At 62.3% G+C, this 20,615-nt stretch carries 20 protein-coding genes; 6 read left to right on the plus strand and 14 right to left on the minus strand.

The window, feature by feature from the left end:
* From P0D68_RS24325 to P0D68_RS24375, 11 genes are all read right to left on the minus strand, one after another.
* Positions 1 to 345: a hypothetical protein gene (locus tag P0D68_RS24325; RefSeq protein WP_408300743.1), complete on the minus strand. Its 345-nt coding sequence runs from the start codon at positions 343 to 345 to the stop codon at positions 1 to 3.
* 6 nt (positions 346 to 351) lie between these two features.
* The gene (locus tag P0D68_RS24330; RefSeq protein WP_408300745.1) at positions 352 to 567 is read right to left on the minus strand and encodes a hypothetical protein; all 216 of its coding nucleotides are present in this window, start codon (positions 565 to 567) and stop codon (positions 352 to 354) included.
* Between the two features lie 221 nt (positions 568 to 788).
* Positions 789 to 1,907 (minus strand): DUF294 nucleotidyltransferase-like domain-containing protein, encoded by a 1,119-nt coding sequence (locus tag P0D68_RS24335; RefSeq protein WP_408300747.1) that lies wholly within the window; start codon positions 1,905 to 1,907, stop codon positions 789 to 791.
* A 14-nt stretch (positions 1,908 to 1,921) separates the two neighbouring features.
* Positions 1,922 to 4,057, minus strand: a complete 2,136-nt coding sequence (locus P0D68_RS24340; protein WP_408300749.1) for a 3'-5' exonuclease — start codon at positions 4,055 to 4,057, stop codon at positions 1,922 to 1,924.
* An 8-nt stretch (positions 4,058 to 4,065) separates the two neighbouring features.
* Complete coding sequence (locus tag P0D68_RS24345; RefSeq protein WP_091802362.1) at positions 4,066 to 4,452, minus strand: response regulator transcription factor; 387 nt, start codon at positions 4,450 to 4,452, stop codon at positions 4,066 to 4,068.
* Positions 4,449 to 7,220: an ATP-binding protein gene (locus tag P0D68_RS24350; protein ID WP_408300751.1), complete on the minus strand. Its 2,772-nt coding sequence runs from the start codon at positions 7,218 to 7,220 to the stop codon at positions 4,449 to 4,451. Before P0D68_RS24350 ends, P0D68_RS24345 begins: the two co-directional genes overlap by 4 nt.
* A 1-nt stretch (position 7,221) precedes the next feature.
* On the minus strand, positions 7,222 to 7,563 hold the full coding sequence (locus P0D68_RS24355; protein WP_408300753.1) for a hypothetical protein: 342 nt from the start codon (positions 7,561 to 7,563) through the stop codon (positions 7,222 to 7,224).
* A gap of 67 nt (positions 7,564 to 7,630) precedes the next feature.
* Positions 7,631 to 9,295, minus strand: coding sequence for a cation acetate symporter (locus P0D68_RS24360; protein WP_408300755.1), 1,665 nt, complete (start codon positions 9,293 to 9,295; stop codon positions 7,631 to 7,633).
* Complete coding sequence (locus P0D68_RS24365; RefSeq protein ID WP_408181932.1) at positions 9,295 to 9,600, minus strand: DUF485 domain-containing protein; 306 nt, start codon at positions 9,598 to 9,600, stop codon at positions 9,295 to 9,297. Before P0D68_RS24365 ends, P0D68_RS24360 begins: the two co-directional genes overlap by 1 nt.
* Positions 9,601 to 10,048: 448 nt before the next feature.
* Positions 10,049 to 11,002: a Tim44 domain-containing protein gene (locus P0D68_RS24370; RefSeq protein ID WP_408181934.1), complete on the minus strand. Its 954-nt coding sequence runs from the start codon at positions 11,000 to 11,002 to the stop codon at positions 10,049 to 10,051.
* Positions 11,003 to 11,083: 81 nt separating this feature from the next.
* Positions 11,084 to 11,578 (minus strand): CBS domain-containing protein, encoded by a 495-nt coding sequence (locus P0D68_RS24375; RefSeq protein ID WP_091802377.1) that lies wholly within the window; start codon positions 11,576 to 11,578, stop codon positions 11,084 to 11,086.
* 147 nt (positions 11,579 to 11,725) lie between these two features.
* Here P0D68_RS24375 and nhaR point away from each other — a divergent pair, with 147 nt between their 5' ends.
* The 3 genes from nhaR (at position 11,726) to P0D68_RS24390 (ending at position 14,341) form a co-directional block, all read left to right on the plus strand.
* Positions 11,726 to 12,619, plus strand: a complete 894-nt coding sequence (gene nhaR / locus P0D68_RS24380; protein ID WP_091802380.1) for a transcriptional activator NhaR — start codon at positions 11,726 to 11,728, stop codon at positions 12,617 to 12,619.
* A gap of 257 nt (positions 12,620 to 12,876) precedes the next feature.
* Positions 12,877 to 13,179, plus strand: a complete 303-nt coding sequence (locus P0D68_RS24385) for an ArsR/SmtB family transcription factor (protein WP_091802383.1) — start codon at positions 12,877 to 12,879, stop codon at positions 13,177 to 13,179.
* A 100-nt stretch (positions 13,180 to 13,279) separates the two neighbouring features.
* Positions 13,280 to 14,341 carry an alkene reductase gene (locus tag P0D68_RS24390; protein WP_091802386.1) on the plus strand — a complete coding sequence of 354 codons (1,062 nt, stop codon included), beginning with the start codon at positions 13,280 to 13,282 and terminating at the stop codon, positions 14,339 to 14,341.
* 190 nt (positions 14,342 to 14,531) lie between these two features.
* Here P0D68_RS24390 and P0D68_RS24395 read toward each other — a convergent pair whose 3' ends face one another.
* Positions 14,532 to 15,059: a GNAT family N-acetyltransferase gene (locus tag P0D68_RS24395; protein WP_408300758.1), complete on the minus strand. Its 528-nt coding sequence runs from the start codon at positions 15,057 to 15,059 to the stop codon at positions 14,532 to 14,534.
* A 218-nt stretch (positions 15,060 to 15,277) separates the two neighbouring features.
* Between P0D68_RS24395 and P0D68_RS24400 the strand changes: the two genes are divergently transcribed.
* From P0D68_RS24400 to P0D68_RS24410, 3 genes are all read left to right on the plus strand, one after another.
* A complete protein-coding gene (locus P0D68_RS24400; RefSeq protein WP_408300760.1) occupies positions 15,278 to 15,730 on the plus strand; it encodes a MarR family winged helix-turn-helix transcriptional regulator in 453 nt (150 codons plus the stop codon).
* Positions 15,731 to 15,745: 15 nt separating this feature from the next.
* Positions 15,746 to 16,309 carry an isochorismatase family protein gene (locus tag P0D68_RS24405; protein ID WP_408181947.1) on the plus strand — a complete coding sequence of 188 codons (564 nt, stop codon included), beginning with the start codon at positions 15,746 to 15,748 and terminating at the stop codon, positions 16,307 to 16,309.
* A 64-nt stretch (positions 16,310 to 16,373) separates the two neighbouring features.
* Positions 16,374 to 17,714, plus strand: coding sequence for an MFS transporter (locus P0D68_RS24410; RefSeq protein ID WP_408300762.1), 1,341 nt, complete (start codon positions 16,374 to 16,376; stop codon positions 17,712 to 17,714).
* 82 nt (positions 17,715 to 17,796) lie between these two features.
* Here P0D68_RS24410 and P0D68_RS24415 read toward each other — a convergent pair whose 3' ends face one another.
* Positions 17,797 to 19,320, minus strand: coding sequence for a CoA-acylating methylmalonate-semialdehyde dehydrogenase (locus tag P0D68_RS24415; protein ID WP_408300764.1), 1,524 nt, complete (start codon positions 19,318 to 19,320; stop codon positions 17,797 to 17,799).
* A gap of 257 nt (positions 19,321 to 19,577) precedes the next feature.
* Positions 19,578 to 20,534 (minus strand): LysR family transcriptional regulator, encoded by a 957-nt coding sequence (locus P0D68_RS24420; RefSeq protein ID WP_408300766.1) that lies wholly within the window; start codon positions 20,532 to 20,534, stop codon positions 19,578 to 19,580.
* Positions 20,535 to 20,615: the final 81 nt, after the last annotated feature.

Raw genomic sequence — 20,615 nt, forward strand, 5'->3', positions numbered from 1 at the left:
TTATGCCTGGATCGCCGCCGGATTGAGTTCGACATGCAGGATCACGAGCCAGCGTTTCGGGCAGTCCGCGGCGATCTGCAGATCCTGCTTGCCGTCGGCGCCCTTCTTCACGAAACCCTTTTCCCGCGCGAAACCGAAAGCACGCCGCGCGTCGGCCTGTAGCCACAGCGTCACCAGCCCGCAGGTCAGACAGCTGAAAATCCACATGGAGTCGGACGGCAGCGCGGCGTCGAGTTGCTGGGTGGCGTACGTGAAAAGCGTTGTGAGAACCTGGTTGGTGACGAAAACGATAGCGATGAGCTTGCACAGCCCCCTGAACATCATGGCCTGTCTTGACGGTGTCATGGCTTGTCAGACGCCGAGCACGCGGCGCGCTTCGAGTTCGGCCAATTCCAGCGCTTGCGCGGAACTGGGCATCGGCCGTCCGCAGCCGCGCCCGGTGATCTGCTGGATCTGTTTGTCGTGTCTGATGGTCGTCACGCGCAAGGCGCCTTTGAACATGTGACCCGGAGCGGGAAACACGCAAGCCTCGACGGTCATACCGCCCTTGGTTTGTTTGAATGCCATATTAACCCCTGCTAATTTCGCGGTTTTTCCACGTCGAAAAACCAGTCGCTCACTATACGGAGGACCTCGTAAAGAGCGCGAAACGATTGCAGCAGACCGCATAAAAATCCCGTGAAAGTCAACGCACGCCGACCAGCCGGTATTCCACGCCCGACTCGGTGATGATGTGTTCGGGACGCGCCGGATTGCGTTCTATCTGCGCGTCAATTTGCTGGGTTTGCTCAAAGCCCTCGACACGTGTCGAGGTAGTCCAACGCGAGGCGCTTTTGTAGGGCACGCGCCTGGCGAAGCGTGTCGAGCAGAGCGCGCCGTGTCAGCGGGCCCAGTTCGTCTGGATTGACGTGATTGTGCATGGGCAAGCCACGCTCATAACAGCGCTGCTGATTTTCCAGCCGAAGCTTCTGGATGAAATAAAACGCCTGTATCCACGAATCCACATCGCGCTGATCCAGGCGTTGCGCCTCTCCAGCCCGTCGAAAGCGATCCGCCGTATTGCTCGTGCGAGCGCCAAGGGCGAGGCCGTAGATCCGGGCCGCGTCGACGAACAGCGTCGCGGCATGCAGTTTGAGATCGAGCGTGCCGGCGAATTCGCCCCCCTTCTCGACCACGAAATCACGCACCACGCCGAGCGGCGCCTTGCGCCGCAATGCGTTCTCCGTCATCTGGTAAAGAAAGCGCGGATTGTCCGGCACGATCTCTTCGAGCCAGTCGGCGAGCACCTCGGCCAGATCGAAGGCGCCATAGAGGGGGCGCAAGTCGAAGAAAATGCTCGCGTTAAGGAGCGCCTGCGGGTCGCCCTCGCTGATCCATGTCGCAAAGCGCTCCCGCCATTCGTGCAGGTCGAGACACCACTGCGGATTGCTCGCCATGATCTGCCCGGTGCACAAGGGAAAGCCGCAGGCATCGAGCGCTTCATTGATGCGCAGCGCAAGCGGCAACAGTTGTTTCCGCAGCGCCGTGGCGCCACCGCTGCCAGCGAAAATGATGCCGTTGTCCTGGTCGCTCGACAGCGTCTGTTCCTGACGCCCTTCGCTGCCCAGCGCGATCCAGCACCAGCGCGCTTCCTGCATGGGTGTCCCGGCGCAGGTCAACTCGATTGCGCGGCGCGTGATCTGGTCGTTCAGCGTGGAGAAAAGTCCGGTGAGCGGTGCCGGAGCCGCCTCGCCCACCGCGCAATGCACGAGCCTGCGCACCGTCGCAGCGGCCAGTTGCAAAGACGCGGCATCGTTCGCGTCGGCTATGCTGCGATGAGCGTGTCGCAGGTCGTGCGCGAGCGCGCGACCCGCGACGGTTTGCGGGTCGAAAACAGCATCGGGCCCGGAGGTGGCGGAATCATCCATCGGGTGTGCACTCCTCAGTAGCGGATTCGCGCGTAAAGGGTCTGCTGCGCGGCATCGCGGGCATCTTTTAGCGTGACTATGCCTTTCTCCGCCAGCAAGGGGATCATCCGCAGGAACACCTCGCCGGTGACGATGGCGTCGCCGAGCGCGGTGTGCCGGCCGATCACCGGCACGCCGAGGCGCGCGGCGATCGCCTCGAGCGAGTGCCCAGGCTGATGAGGGTGGATCACCTGCGACAGGAGCAGCGTATCGAGGACCGGCTGCCTGAACGCCACGCCGGTCCTCGCTTCGAGCATTTGCAGAAATCGCATGTCGAACGCGGCGTTGTGCGCGACGAGCACGGTGTCCGCCGCAAAATCGTGGAACTGCGGCAGCACTGCTTCGACCCGCGGCTGTCCCTTGAGCATTGCGTGAGTCAGGCCGTGAATACTGGTCGATTCGGCGCTCAGCGAGCCTCTCGGCTCGATCAGCCGGTCGAACGTTTCCTGCTGGAGCAATCGTCCATTGACGATTCGCAAGGCGCCGATAGAGATGATTTCGTCGCCCGCGGCGGGATCGAGCCCGGTGGTCTCGGTGTCGAACACCGTATAGCTGAGTTGCGAGAGCAGGCACTGATCGATCTCGGCGCTCTGTCCCGGCTGATGAAAAAGATCGAAATCGTAGAATTCGGGCCGGCCTGTCGGCGGCGGTGCAATATCGAGCGCACTCCGGGGCTCGGCGGCGTGCAGCATCACGCGGTAGCGCGCCCTGCCCTCGGCCGGCTCGCAACGATATACCGATTCGCCGCCGTGGCGCGCGATCACCGAATTCAGCGTAAGCGCCAGGCCCCCAGCACTGACCGGAAGCGGTGCGTGCTCCCACGCCCTTAACGTGTCGGCGGCCAACGGCGCGCCGCTCCAGACGAGATCCAGATGCGCCAGCCGATCGGCGCGCTGCAAATCGAAGCGCAGTTCGGTCACGCCCGCGTCAGCCGCGAGCCGCCGCGATAGATAGGCGAGCGCCTGCGTCAATGCGTAACTGTCGACCCTGAGCCACAAGGTGGCGTCAATGGTGTCGCCGGCCGTGACGCGCAGTGATGGGCCTCCGATGCGCCGCATCAGTAAAGCGATCAGGTCCGCGCCACGCATGTCTTCGAGTTCCCGACGGCTGTCCGTAGCGTTGCTGCCCTGCTGCACCGCGCGCTCGATCTGAGCGGCGAGGCGCATCGATTCGTCGCCGATGATGGCGGTGAACTGAGTCCGCTTCGCGCCGCTCATGCCCGGAAAGGTCTGGATGGTCTCGACCGCCGCGCGGATATTCGCGAGCGTTGCCCGCGTGTCTTGCGTCAGCGACTGCACCAGTGCGTCGCGCCGGTTATCCGCCTCGACGTGGCGCGTAATGTCTTCCAGCGTGAGCACGAAGCCATTGAGTGCGCGGGCGCTATCGAATACGGGCGCCATGTGCGCGCGCACGATTTGCCCGTCCGCAAGCGTCGCAACGAAGGCGCAAACGGGTGGCGCCATGTCGTCGCGCGGGTCCCGCAACTGGTGCTGGATTTGTTCCAGCGCGTGCAGGACGAGACCGCTCTCGATCACGCCGAAAACCGAGCGCCCAAGCCCGATGGCCGAGACGCCCTGATGGCCGGTTCGCAGCAACTGCCTCGCGCGAGTGTTGAAAAGCAGGATGCGCCCGTCGATATTGCACACCAGTACGCTCAGCGCGAGTTCCGCCATGAGCGCAGCGAGCCGGTTCTTTTCTTCGGCGAGCGCACGGTTCGCGAGTTCGATTTTTTCCTGTACGTCGCTGTGCAGCGTTTGATGTGCGGCGGCAAGCGCGTTCAGCTTCTCGACCAGAACGCGCACGTCGCGCGCGCCCCGCACCGTGATGCGGTGCCCAGGGTTGGCCGCGAGCAGCACGGCGTCTTCAGCCAGTCGCGCGACCGGTGTGATATAGGCGTCGAACAGCGCTTTCAGGCCGAAGCCCAGTGCGAACAGCAGCAGCGTTGAGAGGGCGATCCAGACCGCGGCCCGTTGCAGCAGCATCTCGCGCAACCATGCGCGCTGCGCGTTGGGGACGTCGAGCGCGAGAGACGCAAGAATCGCGGCGCCAATAAGCACCTGCACTGCGAACAGCAGTGCCAATGCAATGCCAAACCGACGTCTGGCGATCATCGTGACGATCATTCGTCGCTTCGGTCATGTCGCGCGAGCAGCGAGCGCACCTGCTCGACCAGTTCCCTCGTGGAGAACGGCTTGGTGATGTACGCATCGGCACCGAGCGCGAGGCCCTTGCTCACCTCGAGGTCGCGGCTCTTCGCCGACAACATCACCACCTTCGTTCGATTCCACGCGCTGTTTTCGCGAATCGTCTGACAGACCTCGAAGCCGTTGCGCAACGGCAGCATGACGTCGAGCAGCACGAGGTCGGGTTGGAACGCGGCCATCTGCTCAAGGGCTTGCGCTCCGTCCCGCGCAATCGCCACATCGTAGCCACACTCGGTCATCAGGAATTCCAGCGAGATGACGATGTTCGGTTCGTCGTCGACGATGAGGACTTTATAGGTCATGACGTTGTCTCCGTCGCGCTCGCGAGGGGTAGCGTGAACACGAACACGGCGCCCTCTCCTTCTCCCGGCTCTCCCGGCGCACTTTCCAGCCTCAGCGTACCACCGAAATGGCGGACGATTTCCCGGCTGATCGGCAGTCCGAGGCCGGTGCCCTGCGGCTTGCCGCTGATCGTGTCGCCTCCCTGCCGGAACTTCTCGAAGATGAGTTCCCTATCCTGCGCACGCACGCCGGGACCGTTGTCGCGCACCTCGACGCGTAGCGCTGCACCCACCCGGACGAGCCGCACCCCGACGCGCCCGCCGGCACGGTCGCAGAACTTCGCCGCATTCGACAGCAGATTGAGCACCACCTGCATCAGACGGTCGTGATCGCCCAATACTAGCGGCACCGCGGCCGGCAGGTCCAGTTCGAGCTCGATGCGTTGTTCGGCGAACATCTGGCGGGTAGCGTTCACCGCGTCTTCGACGACCTGCTTCAGGTCGAGCGGCTCGGCATGCCATTGCGCGCTGCCCGATTCCATCTTGGCGAGGTCGAGCACATTGTTGATGAGCCGCGTGAGCCGCTCGCTCTCCTTGATCACGATATCGAGGTATTCGCCGCGCTTCGCGGCCGGCAGATCGGGATGCTCGCGCAGGATTTCCGAGAACGCGCGGATCGACGTGAGCGGTGTGCGCAATTCGTGGGTGACCGTCGAAATGAAATCGTCCTTCATACGGTCGAGCTCGCTGAGCCGCGCGTTGGCTGCCTTGAGTTCCGCCGATGCACTCTCCAGCTCGCGCGACTTCTGCTCGAGCTGGTGGCTGTAGGCGACTACCTGAGAGGTTTCATCCAGTATCGCCATCACTTCGTTCAACCCGAGCGGCTCCTCGTCGACGACCGTCGCTATCATCGCCCGCGCCGACGCCGCGCCGATCGCCCCGGCAAGTTGCCTCTCCGCGAAGCGCACGAGGTCGGCGTCCGCGGTGGGCGAGTTCGTGCCACCACGTTCGTGGTGGAAGCGCGCGTATGCGTCGTCGGCAGCAGCTGAACCGAGGAAGCGCCGCAACAGCTCGAGCACCGCTTCGGTCGAGGCGCTGCCGCGCCAGATGTCCGGGCGGAGCGCGTCGCCGGTGTGCGCATAGGCGTCGACGAACAAAGCAGCCTGGGTCTTTTCCACCACGCTCTGCCCGCTTGCGAGCGACACGCCGACAAAGCCCGCGACGTTCGCCAGCATGCTCCAGAAAAGCGCATGCGAGACTTCGTCCAGCCCCTGCAGACCGAACAGTTGCCTCGGCCTGAGCCACTCGATGCCGAGCGGTCCTTGCGCGAGAAAGCCACGCGGCAACCAGCCGGATTCGGCAAACGAAGGTAGCAAGAGCGTATAGGCCCATAGCAGGAATCCCGCGCTCAAGCCGGTCAGCGCGCCGGGCCGGGTGCCGTTTTTCCAGTAGATCGCCCCGAGCATCGCAGGCGCGAACTGCGCTACCGCCGCAAACGAAATCAAGCCGATCGAGACCAGCGCGTACGCTTCGCCGGCAAGCCGGAAATAGGCATAGCCAAGCATCATCAGCAGCACGATCGCGGCGCGCCTGATCGTGAGCAGCAGTCCGGGGAAGTTCGCGCGCCGGTCGGATTGCAATGATTGCAGGCGTAACAGCACGGGCATCACAATGTCATTGCAGACCATCGTGCTGAGCGCGATGGTTTCGACGATCACCATGCCGGTCGCAGCCGACAACCCGCCGATGAACACGAAGAGCGTGAGCGCCAGTTGATGCTCACGCATGGGCAGCGCCAGCACGAACATGTCCGGGTCCACGGCACCGCCGGAGAAATTCATCGTTCCGCCGAACGCAATCGGCAACACAAAGACGTTGATCGCGAGGAGATACAGCGGCAGCACCCAGACAGCCTTCGCGACGTGGTTTTCGTCCATGTTCTCCACTACGGCAATCTGGAACTGGCGGGGCAGCAGCATGATCGACAGCATCGATAACACGGTCAGTGACGCCCAACTCCCAAACGCCGCACCGCCTGCGCCTGCCTCTCCGCCATGCAGCGTCAGCAAGGCGTTCAATGCGGGGATCGCCTGCGCCCGCGCAAACAGATCTCCAAAGCCATCGTAGATTCCGAACGTGACGAACGCCCCTACGGCTAGAAACGCGACGAGCTTCACGAGGGACTCGAAGGCGATCGCGGCGACCATGCCTTCGTGGCGTTCGGAAGCATCGAGGTGGCGCGTTCCGAACACAATGGTGAACGTCGCCAGGAGGAGCGCGATATACAGGGTTGGGTCCGACCACCAGGGCCCGGCTTCGGCACGCCCGCTGGCAATGCCGGGGGCATGCGTCAGGACGGCGACGCTGGCGGATACGGCCTTCAGTTGCAGCGCGATGTAAGGCACGAGTCCGACCACCGCCACCAGCGTGACGAGCCCGCCGAGCAGCGCGCTCTTGCCGTAGCGCGAAGCCATGAAATCCGCGATCGACGTGATGTGATTGTTCTTGCTGATGCGGATCATCTTGCGCAACACGGTCCACCACAGCGCCGCCACCAGGGTGGGACCGAGATAAATCGGCATGAAGCCGACGCCGCTTCTGGCCGCTCGACCAACGCTGCCATAGTACGTCCAGGAACTCGCGTAAACCGCGAGAGACAACGCGTAGACGTAGGGGCTGTTGATGATGCTCGTGCCCGCATCCGCGCGCCGGTCGCCGTAAAACGCGACCGCAAACAGCACACCCAGATAGACGAGCGACGCCAGTGCGATGACCCAGCCGTCCAGCATCTCAGTCCTTCGATGCCGGTTCGGATCCGACGGCCCGCGTGGATGTTTTACGCGAAGCCCCCTGTTCGACGATGACGGCAAGCAAAACGATGAAAAGCGCCCACGCGGCGAACAGATATCCGTACAGGAGCGGAAGGCCCAACCAGGTTCGCGTGTCGTTGAACAAGGCCAGCAAAGGATAGTTGAACACCAGCCAGCCCAGCACGAACAAAGCGATCAGGCGCTGGCCGGCAAGGGTGCGATGCGACATGGGCATCTCCCGCAAAAGGATTTGCGAACCTTCTTTCAGCAGCGGCGATATTGCGGGCACCTGAACAATAGCGTCACGGCGGCTGCGCGCCATGAACGCCCGGTTGCATCACGAGAAGCTCCGGATGGTTTCGAGGCTTCTCGTGCCGCGTCCGCCCAGGTCAATGGCCGGATGCGCCCGATGCACCGATACCGGTTTCCGAACGGACTTTCTGGGCCGGATACCCCGCGCGGTCGATGCGTGCGCGCTCGCTCCTGTCCAGAATCGAGAACAGCCAGATCCCGACAAAACCCGCGGTCATGGAAAACAGGGCGGGCGACGTATAGGGGAAAATCGCATCCTTGTGACCGAGCACATCCACCCACACCGACTTGGAGACGAGCGTCAGCCCAACCGCCGTAATCAGCCCGAGAAAGCCACCGATGGTGGCGCCGCGTGTCGTGCAATCCTTCCACAACACCGACATGAACAGCACCGGAAACGTTGCCGATGCCGCAATCGCAAAGGCCAGCGAGACCATGAAGGCGATGTTCTGCTTCTCGAAGGCAATGCCAAGGATCACCGCCACGATGCCCAGCGCTACTGTCGTGATCCGCGAAACACGGAGTTCCTTATCGCTGGCCGCCTTGCCCTTCTTGAACACCGTCGCGTAGAGATCGTGCGATACCGCCGAAGCGCCAGATAGCGTCAGCCCGGCGACAACCGCAAGGATCGTTGCGAAGGCCACGGCGGAGATGAAGCCGAGAAACACGTTGCCGCCCACTGCATTCGCAAGATGGATGGCTGCCATGTTGTTGCCGCCCAGCAGCCCGCCGAGCGCATCCTTATATACCGGATTGGTGCTGACGAGAACGATGGCGCCGAAGCCGATAATGAATGTCAGAAGGTAGAAGTAGGCAATCCATGTGGTTGCCCAGAACACGGACTTGCGCGCCTCCTTGGCGCTCGGCACGGTGAAGAAGCGCATCAGAATATGCGGCAGGCCTGCCGTACCGAACATCAGCGCCATGCCGAAGGAGATCGCCGAGATCGGATCTTTGATAAAGGCGCCCGGACCCATGATTGCGTCCTTCTTCGCATGAATCTCGACCGCTTTGGCGAACAGCGCTTCCGGATTGAAGTGAAACTGCGCCAGCACCATGAACGCCATGAAGCTCGCGCCCGCCAGCAGCAAGCCCGCTTTGATGATCTGAACCCATGTGGTCGCCGTCATGCCACCGAACAGAACATAGACCATCATCAAACTGCCGACGATCACGACCGCGACCCAGTATTCCAGACCGAACAGCAGCTTGATCAACTGGCCTGCGCCGACCATCTGCGCGATCAGGTAAAACGCCACCACAACCAGCGTACCGGATGCCGCGAACACGCGGATTGGCGTCTGTTGAAAACGATATGCGGCAACGTCGGCGAAAGTGAAGCGACCAAGATTACGCAGGCGCTCCGCCATCAGAAAGGTAATGACCGGCCATCCGACCAGAAAGCCGATCGAATAGATCAGTCCGTCGTAGCCATTCAAATAGACCGCCGCCGAAATGCCGAGAAACGACGCAGCGGACATATAGTCACCGGCGATGGCAAGCCCGTTCTGGAAGCCCGTAATCCCGCCACCCGCCGTGTAGAACTCCGCAGCGGATTTTGTCTTGCTCGCGGCCCACTTCGTGATGAACAGCGTGAACACAACAAAAACAGCGAACATCGATATCGCTGTCCAGTTGGTCGGCTGCTTCTGCAACTGGCCGAGGTCACCCCCTGCAGCCCAGACCGTGCCGGCCACGGCACACAGCGTCAATGCGCACAAACCACGTTGGAATTTAGTCATCACAGCACCTCACTGCGAATTTGAGCGGTGAGGTCATCGAATTCCCGGTTGGCGCGCCGAACGTAGATTCCCGTAATGGCCACAGTAAAAACGATCACGAACAGCCCGATCGGGATGCCCCAGGTCATCACGCCGGAGCCAATCCTGGCGGAAAGCAGATTCTTGCCAAATGCAACCAGCAGGATGTAGCCATAGTAGACGACCATCATCATTGCCGTCAGGAGCCAACCGTACGACGAACGCGTTGCCACCAGTTGTCGGTACTTGGGATTTGACTCTATCCTTTGAACAAGATCTTCTTCCATTTTTCGTGTCTCCGGTTTTAGGCGTAAACGAGGTAATTTCCGGCAACCTCGAATGTCGTGCAGGGTTTTTACCGGCGTGGTCTAGCGAATGCAGCATCGATCATCATCCACCTCCGGGTATCCGACAGTCAGATCGCCGAGCGCACCGCATCGCGGCAGCGGATAACTGACCTCAGGCTATTTCACCCAGACGCCAGCCAATTGACGCAGGTCAACGCCTGCGTGTTCACCTGGCTTCATTCCGAAAATGGGTCTGTGGCGCGCACAGTTCGCCTGTCGGCAGCGCTCCAGACATTCATTGTCCAGACATCACGCAACCAGGGCTTCGATGTGGGCTTCTTTGACAGTGTCCGGCCGCGTGAGTATCGGCTGACAAGAATGAGGCGTAGATAGGGAATAACCGGCAGCAAGCCGCTGCCGGTTTCAACCGCGTTCCAACTGTGTTCCTTTAGCGGTCCATCTGCTGGATGCCCGCCAGTCGCCATGCCTGGTCGCCCTGTGTGCTCCTGACGATGTTCCAGATCTCCTGGAACGGCTGGGCGGTCTGTGCGTCGTCTTCCCGCATCTGACCGTAAAAGCGGACGCTGACGAGCGTTTCATTAACGGTGTCTTCCGTGCCCAGCACTTCGGCTTCGAGTTGCGTCACGTCCGTACGGCTCGGCTCGTGACCCCGTGCCTCCAGGTCCTGTTTGAGCCGCATGAACATCTCCGGCGTGGTCAGTTCGAACAGATCGCCTTGCTCATTGCGGTCCCACGCGCCCTGAAGACGCATGAACATAGCCTTCGCCGTTACCAGCAATGCAGCCTGGTCCGCGAGCGCGGGCTCCCGTGCGTTCACGCTACCCGCCGCGCCAGTCGATCCCATCGCGGCTCGTTGCCAGTCGCGCAAGTTCGTGTCAGGCCGCGATTGTCCAACCTGATTCAGAAACGGTGAGTTGTTCGATTGCTGCCGGTTCCCTGAATAAGCCAGATTCGGTCGACGCCGATTGGCGATAAAGCGGAACAGCATCACGCCGGCAAGCACCACCAGGCCGATCAACAAAGCATTCGAGAGCATTTGCGCCAGCCCTTCAGCCAGACCAAACGATGAGAGCAACGCCGCAATGCCCAGGCCGGCGGCGAGACCAGCGAGCGGGCCCATCCAGCGGCCGGCACCGGTGGCCGCTGGTGTCTGCCCTGCCTGCTGCGCGGGTTGCGCCTGCTGGCTGCGTTGCCCCTGGCCGGACGGCGACGCCGCCTGCGACTGTCGCCCAATGCTTTGGCTGCCGCCGACGCGCTTCGCCTCGGCGTCGTTCGAGGCCACGGCTCCAAGGGCAAGAAGTCCGGCCAGACCGAGCGCCGCTGTTCCGCGCGTCACCGCGCTGGCGGCACTTCGAAGACGATTGATGATCTGCGTGTACATATGAAGCCTCTTTCGGTAAGTCAGGGAACTGCCCGCATGGCGCGCCACTCGGGCAGTGCAAAAACATTACGAACAGTAATATTATTGACTGGTCAAACTTGCAGCCCGTCGCGCCTGCAATCCACTTTGGGCAGCCTGAAGGCTGTTGCCGTGGATATAGTGCTCGAGCTGCTGGATGGTCTGTTCCTGCTCGACAATCAGGTTCTGGATGAGGTCACCGATCGACACCATGCCGATCACCTGCGCTGCGGCAATGACCGGCAGATAGCGGATCCGGTCCGCCGTCATGAGCGCCATGCATTCTTCGGTTGTCTGGTCCGGACTGACGTAGCGCACAGTCGTCGACATGATGTCGCGCACAGGTGTATGCCGCGACGAGCGGTCCATCAGAACGATTTTTCTTGCGTAGTCACGCTCTGTCACGATGCCGGCGATACGACCGTGGTGTGCGACGATCAGCGCGCCCACCTTCCGGTGAGCCATCACCGCTATTGCGTCGTAAACCGAAGCGGATGCCTGAGTCGACCACACTGTCTGTGACGCTTTTGAGCGAAGGAGCTGCGCAACCGATGCCATATGTCACCTCTGTGAGTTGTCGTTAGCCGCCCGCTGGCGCCTAAGTACGAGGCCTCAATGTAACTGAACATGATGGAGCGAAAAATGCGTATTTTTAATGCGAACACTTCGAATAAACCGTAGTGTTATGAATTTGGCGGAGGATGCGTGAACTTCAAGCATCTGCATTACTTCTGGGTCGCGGCGCACGCGGGCGGCATCGTCCGCGCCGGGGAGCAGTTGCACATCTCGCCGCAAACGCTCAGCGGGCAGATCAAGCTGCTCGAAGAAGCGCTGGATAAGAAGCTGTTCAGGAAAAATGGGCGAACGATCGAACTGACCGACGCGGGCCGTCTTGCGCTCGACTACGCGGACGAAATATTCTCGTTGGGCTCGGAACTCGAGAGCGCCGTGCGGCGCGAGAGCGAATCCGGCGCGCAAACACGGTTTCGCGTCGGCATCGCGGATTCGGTACCCAAGGCGATCGCCTACCGGCTGCTGGAACCGGCGCTGAGCGCCTCCACGTCGCTGCGTATGATCTGTCACGAAGGCAAACTGCACGCGCTGCTTGCCCAACTGGCCGTACACCGTCTCGATCTGATCATCGCGGACGCCCCCATTCCCGCCGACGTCAACATCAAGGCGTTCAATCACCCGCTCGGCCGCTCGACGCTCAGCTGTTTTGGCGCAGAGGCGCTGATTCAAAGCGGCAGCAAGCGCTTTCCGCTGTCGCTCAGTCAGTTGCCGGTGTTGCTGCCGGGCACGGAATCCGCAGTGCGCCGCAAGCTGGATCACTGGCTCGCTTCGCATGCCATTTCGCCGCGCATCGTCGGCGAGTTCGACGACGGAGCGATGACCATGGCGTTCGGTCGTGAAGGCCGCGGCCTGCTTTTCGCACCCACCGTGCTGGAGCGTCAGCTACAGGCGGAGCACAATCTGAAGATGGTCGGGCAGATCAACTCGATCGTCGAAGAATTCTTTGCCATTTCGATCGAGCGCCGAATCAGCCATCCGGCTGTCGCGATGATCATGGACGCGGCGCGCAGCGACTTGTTTATGTAGCGAAACCTGCACGAATAAAGCGCAGGCATCCTGATCAAATAGCGTTCTCGCATATAGCCGCGACGGTCCAATGCTGTCATGCAGTGAAGCGCTGCCGGAGTGCGGAACGTGTGGGCGCACTTATCACCCCATAGCCTGTAGTGTCTTCATGCATATCGTAAAAACACGATATATAATTCGTCACGTAACGATGCAGGCGTTTGCGCACTAACCGGCGCCGCGCCTGCCTGTTGTTGAAGACCATGAAACCCACCCCAATGACGCTCGACATCGACGCGATTCACAAAGCGCTTGCCAACCCGGTTCGCCGGGAGATTCTCGGCTGGCTGCGCGAGCCGTACGCGCATTTCGCCGACCAGGAACTGCCGCTCGATCACGGCGTATGCGCCGGCAAGATCGACGCGGCCTGCGGCCTGTCGCAGTCCACCGTGTCGGCGCACCTCGCGGCTTTGCAACGCGCGGGGCTCGTCACGTCGAAGCGAGTCGGTCAATGGGTGTTTTTCAAACGCAACGAGCCGGTCATTCAGGCGTTCCTCGAGCACATGAACACGAGGCTCTAGGCGCCGGATCCGCATCGCCGCACTCCTTTCCGCACTTCTTTCATCACGCAGTATTTTTGTCACGCTCGGGCCACATGCCCGCCGTCAAAGGTGAACTCATATGCCGACTCTTTTCGATCCGCTGCAAATTGGCGATATCACGCTGTCGAACCGCATCATCATGGCGCCGCTCACGCGCCAACGCGCCGAAGAAATCCGCGTGCCGAACGCGCTGATGGCGAAGTACTACGCCGAGCGCGCAACGGCCGGCCTGATCATCAGCGAAGCGACTTCCGTCACACCGCAAGGCGTGGGCTATGCCGACACGCCGGGCATCTGGTCGCAGGAGCAGGTTGAAGGCTGGAAGCTCGTCACGAGCGCCGTGCATGCCGCCGGCGGCAAGATCTTTCTGCAACTGTGGCACGTGGGCCGCATTTCCGACCCGCTGTTTCTGAACGGCGAACTGCCGGTCGCGCCGAGCGCGATCGCCGCCCAGGGCAACGTGAGCCTGGTGCGTCCGGAGCGCGCCTATGTGACGCCGCGCGCACTGGAACTCGATGAAATCGCCGGCGTGGTCGAAGCATTCCGCAAAGGCGCGGAGAACGCCAAGGCAGCCGGCTTCGACGGCGTCGAAGTGCACGGCGCGAACGGCTATCTGCTCGACCAGTTCCTGCAGGACAGCACCAACAAGCGTACCGACGCTTACGGCGGCCCGGTCGAAAACCGCGCCCGTCTGCTGCTCGAAGTCACCGACGCCTGCATCGGCGTGTGGGGTGCGAACCGTGTCGGCGTGCACCTCGCGCCTCGCCGCGACGCGCACACCATGGGCGATTCGGATCCGGCCGGCACCTTCGGTTATGTGGCCCGCGAACTCGGCAAGCGCAAGATCGCGTTCATCGCCGCACGTGAAGCGCTCGGCGACGACCGTCTCGGCCCGCAACTGAAGAAAGCATTCGGCGGCCCCTATATCGCGAACGAAAAGTTCACCAAGGAAACCGCGCAACAGGTGCTCGACGCCGGCGAGGCAGACGCGGTGGCGTGGGGTCAGCTGTTCATTGCGAATCCGGATCTGGTGCGCCGCTTCGCCACGAATGCGCCGCTGAACAAGCCGAATCCGGCGACGTACTACGCACGCGGCGAAACCGGCTACGTGGATTACCCGGCGCTGGAAACCGTGGAGTAAGCGCCAGAAAAACAAGCTGAAAAAGGCGAAGCTATAGGCTGAGTCGGCGGAGGTCGGACGGCTGGTTCAAAGCGTCCAATGTAAGGCAGTATGTTGAAAAAAAGGCGCGGCAGGTGCGACAGGAATGAGCTGTTCCGGTCACATCCGCCGCGCTTTTTTATGCGCGAACATAGCGCGGCCAGACGACTCGTCAGGCAAGATCACGCCGCATGAAAACGCGCTTCGATTCATCGAGTCCTCGCGCAATGTGCGCATCGCGCCGTTCGATCAGCGCTGCGTCGAGTTCGGCTTCTTCGATATCGCGAAACCCGAGCCGGCGATAGTACGGCGCATTCCACGGCACTTCGCGAAACGTCGACAGGATGAGTTGCGGGAGTCGTTGCGCACGCGCGAGTTGCGCGACCTGCTCGATCAGCGCCGCGCCGATACGCTGCCCGGCGTGCGAGGTGAGCACGTCGAGTTCCTGCACGTAGATGCGCGCGGGTTGCGGCTCGAACATCACGAAACCCACGCACGTTGCGTCGGCACCGACGGCGACGATGATCTCCCGTGCAGCTATCTTGCGGGCGACGAGTTCGAGATCCATAGGCGGCGCATCCGCGATCCCCGCCATATCAACGCTGAAAAAGCGCTGCCCCGCTTCGAATTCAATGGTGCGGATCGCGTTCGCGTCGTGCTGCCCGGCGAACCGGAAAGTGATGGCAGGAGCGTGTTGCATGAGACGTTACTCAGGTTGGTGAGGGTGGTCGTTCTGGACAACTTGCCCCGATATTGACATCGCCGCCGGGCAGTGGGCAAGTGAGCGCCGCTTCATGACACCGAACACCCGATCACCCGCCGCGCATCGGCTAACAGCCAAGCAGATCGACTAGCTCAACTTGACGCCAGACAGATACGAAGGTAACCTTCACAGGTAGCCTTCATATCTATCGCAGCATGACCCAGCAAGATCCACTAATCGATTCCGAAGCCGTGCACAGCATGGCGGAAGACTTACGCGTGCTGGCCGGCAAACTGCGCCGCCGCTTGCGCGAAGAGTCGCACGTGGGCGATTTCACCCCTTCGCAGGTGCAGGTTCTCGGCTTGCTGGAGCGCGAAGGTCCGGCAACGGTCACCGCGCTGGCGCGTGCTCATGGCATGCGTCCGCAGTCCATGGGCGAGACGCTGTCGGTGCTTAAAGCAGCCGGGCTGGTCAGCGGCGCGCCTGATCCGAACGACGGCCGGCAAACGGTTCTCTCCCTCACACCCGCGTTCCGCAAGAAGATCAAGGCCAGCCGCGCGGCGCGCGAAGACTGGCTGTTTCGCACCATCCAGACACGCTTCTCGGCGGCCGAGCAACAACAACTCGCTGTCGGCGTCGAGTTGCTCAAACGCCTCATCGACTCGTAACTCCAGGAGCCCTTCATGCCAATCACCACGCTGGATGCAAAGACCGCACTGATCGTCATCGATTTGCAGCGCGGCATCGTCGCACTGCCCACCGCGCACCCCACCGGCGCAGTCGTCGAACGCGCGGCCGCCCTTGCGCAGGCATTTCGCCGCCACGGCCTGCCCGTGGTGCTCGTCAACGTGGCCGGCGGCGCGCCGGGCCGCGCGGATCAGGCGCGCAATACAGGCGACTTCCCCGCGGATTTCGCCGAACTGGTGCCCGAACTGAACGCGCAGCCGTCGGATCATCGGGTCACCAAGCGCACCTGGGGCGCGTTCACGAACACCGATCTCGAAGCGTACCTCCGCGAGCAAGGCGTCACGCAGGTGGTACTCGTGGGCGTGGCGACCAGCATCGGCGTCGAATCCACCGCGCGCTACGCACACGAAATTGGCCTGAACGTCACGCTCGTCGTCGACGCCATGACCGACCTCCATGCGGACGCTCATACCAACAGCATCACGCGCATCTTCCCGCGCGTCGGCGAAACCGGCACGACGCAAGACGTGCTCGATCTGCTCGAACAATCGCACGCATGAACTTGAGTTCGAACCCGCGCCGTAGCGTGAACGCCGCCCACATCCTTCATCAGGGAACAGCCCGGTGAATGGCACTTTCCGTTCGCTGAGCAATTTCAACTACCGGGTCTGGGCAAGCGGTGCGATCGTCTCCAACGTCGGCACGTGGATGCAACGCACGGCGCAGGATTGGCTCGTCCTCACGGAACTCACGCAGCACAACGCGACCGCCGTGGGTATCGTCATGTCGCTGCAATTCGGGCCGCAAATGCTGCTGTTGCCGCTGACCGGTTATGCCGCCGATCACTTCGACCGCCGCAAGCTGCTGTTCGCGACCCAGGCGGCCATGGGGTCTCTCGCGCTGGGTCTCGGCATCCTGACCGTCACCGGGCTCGTACAACTGTGGCAGGTCTATGTCTTCGCGGGGCTGCTCGGCTGCGTCACCGCGTTCGATTCGCCGGCACGGCAGACCTTCGTGTCGGATCTGGTCGGCGAGCACGATCTGTCGAACGCGGTCGCGCTGAATTCCACCTCGTTCAACGCGGCGCGCATGATCGGCCCTGCCATCGCGGGGCTACTGATTGCTTCCGTGGGCACCGGCTGGGTGTTTCTCATCAACGCGCTGTCTTTCGTCGCGGTACTCGGTTCGCTGCGCATGCTGCGGGTGAGCGAACTGCATCTGAAGCCGCGCGCGGTGCGCTCACGCGGCAGTTTCGTGGAAGGCTTCAAATACGTGTGGAAGCGTCCCGACCTGAAGGCCGCTTTGCTGATGCTGTTCCTGATCGGCACGTTCGGCCTGAATTTCCCGATCTTCATCTCGACGATGTCGGTCACCGCCTTTCATGCGGGTGCCGGCGAATACGGCGTATTGAGTTCGACCATGGCGATCGGCTCCGTGACAGGCGCGCTGCTTGCCGCGCGCCGGGCGAAACCGCGCATGGCGCTGCTGCTCGACGCGGCGGGCGTGTTTGGCGTGGGCTGTACCGTGGCCTCGCTCATGCCGAACTATGTGTTGTTCGGCCTTGTGCTGATCGTGATCGGCGTATCGACGCAAACCTTCACGACCTCCACCAACAGTCTCGTGCAACTCTCCACCGAGCCCGCCATGCGCGGCCGGGTCATCGCGATTTTGCTGGCCATCGCGTTGGGTGGCACGCCGCTCGGCGCGCCGGTGGTCGGTTGGGTCGCCGACCGTTTCGGCCCGCGCTGGGCGCTCGGCGTGGGCGCGGCATCGGGATTCGCGGCGGCGGTGGTCGGCTTGCTCTATCTGGTGAAGTACCGCCAGTTGCGTGTGTATGTCCAGGGCGGGCGGTTGCGCTATAGCGTCGACGATCCACGCCAGGCGCCCGCGTATGTGAGCCCCGCGGTCGCCGTGCAGAACGCCGTGTTGAGCGAAGTGGAAGAAGATTCGTCTTCGGGCGTTTAACAAGCCGTTGTGAAGGCCTGATGCAAAAAAGCCGCGCCTGACCAGGCGCGGCTTTCTCATTCCGACAGACTCGCCAGAAGACTTACTTCGCCACCGGCATCGTGAATTCAGCCCCCTTCGCGATGCTGTCCGGCCAGCGTTGCATGATGCTCTTGTAGCGCGTATAGAAGCGCACGCCCTCTTCACCATAGGCGTGATGGTCGCCGAACAGGGAACGCTTCCAGCCGCCGAACGAATGCCATGCCATCGGCACCGGAATCGGCACATTGATGCCCACCATGCCTACCTGAATCTGCCGGCCGAACGCACGCGCCACACCGCCATCCGACGTGAAGAGCGACACGCCGTTGCCGAACTCGTGCGCGTTGATCAACTCAACGGCGCTCGCGAAATCGGGTACACGCACCACCGCCAGCACCGGGCCGAAGATCTCTTCCTTGTAGATCTTCATTTCCGTGCCGACGTGGTCGAACAGCGTGCCGCCGATAAAGAAGCCGTCTTCGCTCGCCACCGCGTGCGCGCGGCCGTCGACGATCAGCTTCGCGCCTTCCGCTTCGCCCGAGGCGATATAACCGGCCACCTTGGCCTTATGTTCGGCGGTAACCAGCGGACCCATTTCGGCGTCGAGATTTTCGCCGTTCTTGATGACGAGCGATTTGACGCGCGGCACCAGCTTTTCAATCAACTTGTCGGCCACGTTGCCGACCGCCACCGCGACCGAGATCGCCATGCAGCGCTCGCCTGCCGACCCGTAGGCCGCGCCGATCAGCGCGTCGACCGCCTGGTCGAGATCGGCGTCCGGCATGACCACCAGATGATTCTTCGCGCCGCCGAGCGCCTGCACGCGCTTGCCGCGCTTCGACGCTTCCGTGTGAATGTATTCGGCGATCGGCGTCGAGCCCACGAACGACAGCGCCGCCACGTCCGGGTGATCGATCAGCGCATCCACCGCCACCTTGTCGCCGTTGACGACGTTGAACACGCCGTCGGGCAAACCCGCTTCCTTCAGCAATTCGGCAATCCGCAGCGACGCCGACGGATCACGCTCCGAGGGTTTCAGCACGAACGTGTTGCCGCAGGCAAGCGCGACCGGGAACATCCACATCGGCACCATGACCGGGAAATTGAACGGCGTGATGCCGGCGACCACACCCAGCGCCTGACGCAGATTCCAGTTGTCGATGCCGCCGCCGATCTGGTCGGTGAAATCGGTCTTGAGCAGGTTCGGAATGCCGCACGCGAACTCGACCACTTCGATGCCGCGCACCACTTCGCCCTGCGCGTCCGTGAACACCTTGCCGTGTTCACGGGTAATCAGCATGGCCAGTTCGTCGTGATGCTGGTTGAGCAGTTCCTTGAACTTGAACAGAATGCGCGCGCGCTTGAGCGGCGCGGTCTCGCTCCACGCGGGAAAAGCGGCCTTGGCGGCCTGGACCGCCGCATCCACTTCCTCGACCGACGCGAGGGCGACCGAGCCGGTCACCTTGCCGGTGGCGGGATTGAACACGTCCTTGAAACGGCCGCTGGCCGGCGCGGCCGGCGCACCGCCGATGTAATGGCCCAACTGCTGCACCGACAGCTTTGCTTGTTCATTCACTGCATTCATGTCTTACCTCGTGTTCGGGATCAACCGCGGCATGCCAGCGCCGGGGCATAGGCAAAAAATCGGGCTACGTCGCACCACCCTGAGCGGGCATCCGCTCGCCGGCAGGCTCCATCGAGACTTGCCAACTGTATCGACGGTGCCGGTCATACTCCCGATACAGCCAAATAAAACCGCGCCTCACTGTATTGTTTTCTGCGTGACAACTGTATTGGAACGTGGATCTCGCTCAGGCTCGAGCGGCGTCACGACCAATCCGGTCAAAACCCGCCCACGCCGCGCGTCACCAGCGCATGCGGCCCACTCGTCAGCTGCTCCCTGAGGAACTCGATGCACACCTGGACCTTCGCCGACGACGACAACCGCTCCGCCGTCACCGCCCATACGTCGGCGGATTGCATGTAGTCGGGCAGTACACGCACCAGTTCGCCTGCACGCAGGCTCTCGGCGACATCCCAGATCGATACCATCACCACGCCGAAGCCATCCCTCGCCCACTGCACCACGATATCGCTGAGGTTGGACGCAACGCTGCCCGTCACCTTCACGCTCTTTTCGCCGTCCGGTCCACTCAGGCGCCACACGCCGAAGCGGTCGTCGCGCCCGCGAAACAGGAGGCAATCGTGCTGCGCCAGCTCGGCCAGTTCGACCGGTGTGCCGCGCCGTTCCAGATATTCGGGCGACGCGCAGAGTATTCGCGCACTCTCCACGATCTTGTGCGCGATCAGGTGAGGCTCCTGCACTGCGCCCACCCGAATGTCGATATCGAAGTTTTCGCCGACGAGGTCCGCGCGCCGGTCCAGCAATTCCAGCCAGATCTCGAGGTTCGGATGCCGCTTGCGCAACATGGCCAGAATCGGCGAAACGTGTTTGCGGCCGAGCCTCAAGCTCGTGCTGATGCGCAGCAAACCACGCAACTCGGTGCGCCGGTCGGCGAACGCGTCGGCCATGCCCTGCACGTCGTCGAGTATTTTCTGCGCCCACTGCAAAGCGGCCTCGCCGTCGCTCGTCATGCTGACGCGGCGCGTGGTGCGCTGAAAGAGCTTCACACCGAGACTCGCTTCCAGCATGGCAAGGCGCTTGCTCACATGGGAGGGCGACAGCCCCATTTCCGTCGATGCCGCCACGAAGCTGCCCCGGCGGGCAATGTTGCAGAACAACTGGAGGTCGCGCAGGAAAGACTCATTGCTGGCTGTGAGCGCATTCTGATTTTCCATTGGGCCGCATTGTGTCGGTACAGAAGCACATTACCCTAGCCTTAACGGGTCGATCGGGCAAGCCAGGCGGGTCTGACAAAT

Source organism: Paraburkholderia sp. RL17-380-BIE-A, from assembly GCF_046028085.1.
In the GTDB taxonomy this organism is placed as follows: domain Bacteria; phylum Pseudomonadota; class Gammaproteobacteria; order Burkholderiales; family Burkholderiaceae; genus Paraburkholderia.

Bases quoted from the DNA above. Each gene is read 5' to 3' on its own strand.
- P0D68_RS24345 (WP_091802362.1), bottom strand. From the start codon at position 4,452: ATGACCTATAAAGTCCTCATCGTCGACGACGAACCGAACATCGTCATC.
- P0D68_RS24415 (WP_408300764.1), bottom strand. From the start codon at position 19,320: ATGAATGCAGTGAATGAACAAGCAAAGCTGTCGGTGCAGCAGTTGGGC.
- P0D68_RS24395 (WP_408300758.1), bottom strand. From the start codon at position 15,059: ATGCAACACGCTCCTGCCATCACTTTCCGGTTCGCCGGGCAGCACGAC.
- P0D68_RS24350 (WP_408300751.1), bottom strand. From the start codon at position 7,220: ATGCTGGACGGCTGGGTCATCGCACTGGCGTCGCTCGTCTATCTGGGT.
- P0D68_RS24335 (WP_408300747.1), bottom strand. From the start codon at position 1,907: ATGGATGATTCCGCCACCTCCGGGCCCGATGCTGTTTTCGACCCGCAA.
- P0D68_RS24370 (WP_408181934.1), bottom strand. From the start codon at position 11,002: ATGTACACGCAGATCATCAATCGTCTTCGAAGTGCCGCCAGCGCGGTG.
- P0D68_RS24325 (WP_408300743.1), bottom strand. From the start codon at position 345: ATGACACCGTCAAGACAGGCCATGATGTTCAGGGGGCTGTGCAAGCTC.
- P0D68_RS24420 (WP_408300766.1), bottom strand. From the start codon at position 20,534: ATGGAAAATCAGAATGCGCTCACAGCCAGCAATGAGTCTTTCCTGCGC.
- P0D68_RS24360 (WP_408300755.1), bottom strand. From the start codon at position 9,295: ATGACTAAATTCCAACGTGGTTTGTGCGCATTGACGCTGTGTGCCGTG.
- P0D68_RS24375 (WP_091802377.1), bottom strand. From the start codon at position 11,578: ATGGCATCGGTTGCGCAGCTCCTTCGCTCAAAAGCGTCACAGACAGTG.
- P0D68_RS24405 (WP_408181947.1), top strand. From the start codon at position 15,746: ATGCCAATCACCACGCTGGATGCAAAGACCGCACTGATCGTCATCGAT.
- P0D68_RS24330 (WP_408300745.1), bottom strand. From the start codon at position 567: ATGGCATTCAAACAAACCAAGGGCGGTATGACCGTCGAGGCTTGCGTG.
- P0D68_RS24390 (WP_091802386.1), top strand. From the start codon at position 13,280: ATGCCGACTCTTTTCGATCCGCTGCAAATTGGCGATATCACGCTGTCG.
- P0D68_RS24340 (WP_408300749.1), bottom strand. From the start codon at position 4,057: ATGATCGCCAGACGTCGGTTTGGCATTGCATTGGCACTGCTGTTCGCA.
- P0D68_RS24365 (WP_408181932.1), bottom strand. From the start codon at position 9,600: ATGGAAGAAGATCTTGTTCAAAGGATAGAGTCAAATCCCAAGTACCGA.
- P0D68_RS24385 (WP_091802383.1), top strand. From the start codon at position 12,877: ATGACGCTCGACATCGACGCGATTCACAAAGCGCTTGCCAACCCGGTT.
- P0D68_RS24355 (WP_408300753.1), bottom strand. From the start codon at position 7,563: ATGGCGCGCAGCCGCCGTGACGCTATTGTTCAGGTGCCCGCAATATCG.
- P0D68_RS24400 (WP_408300760.1), top strand. From the start codon at position 15,278: ATGACCCAGCAAGATCCACTAATCGATTCCGAAGCCGTGCACAGCATG.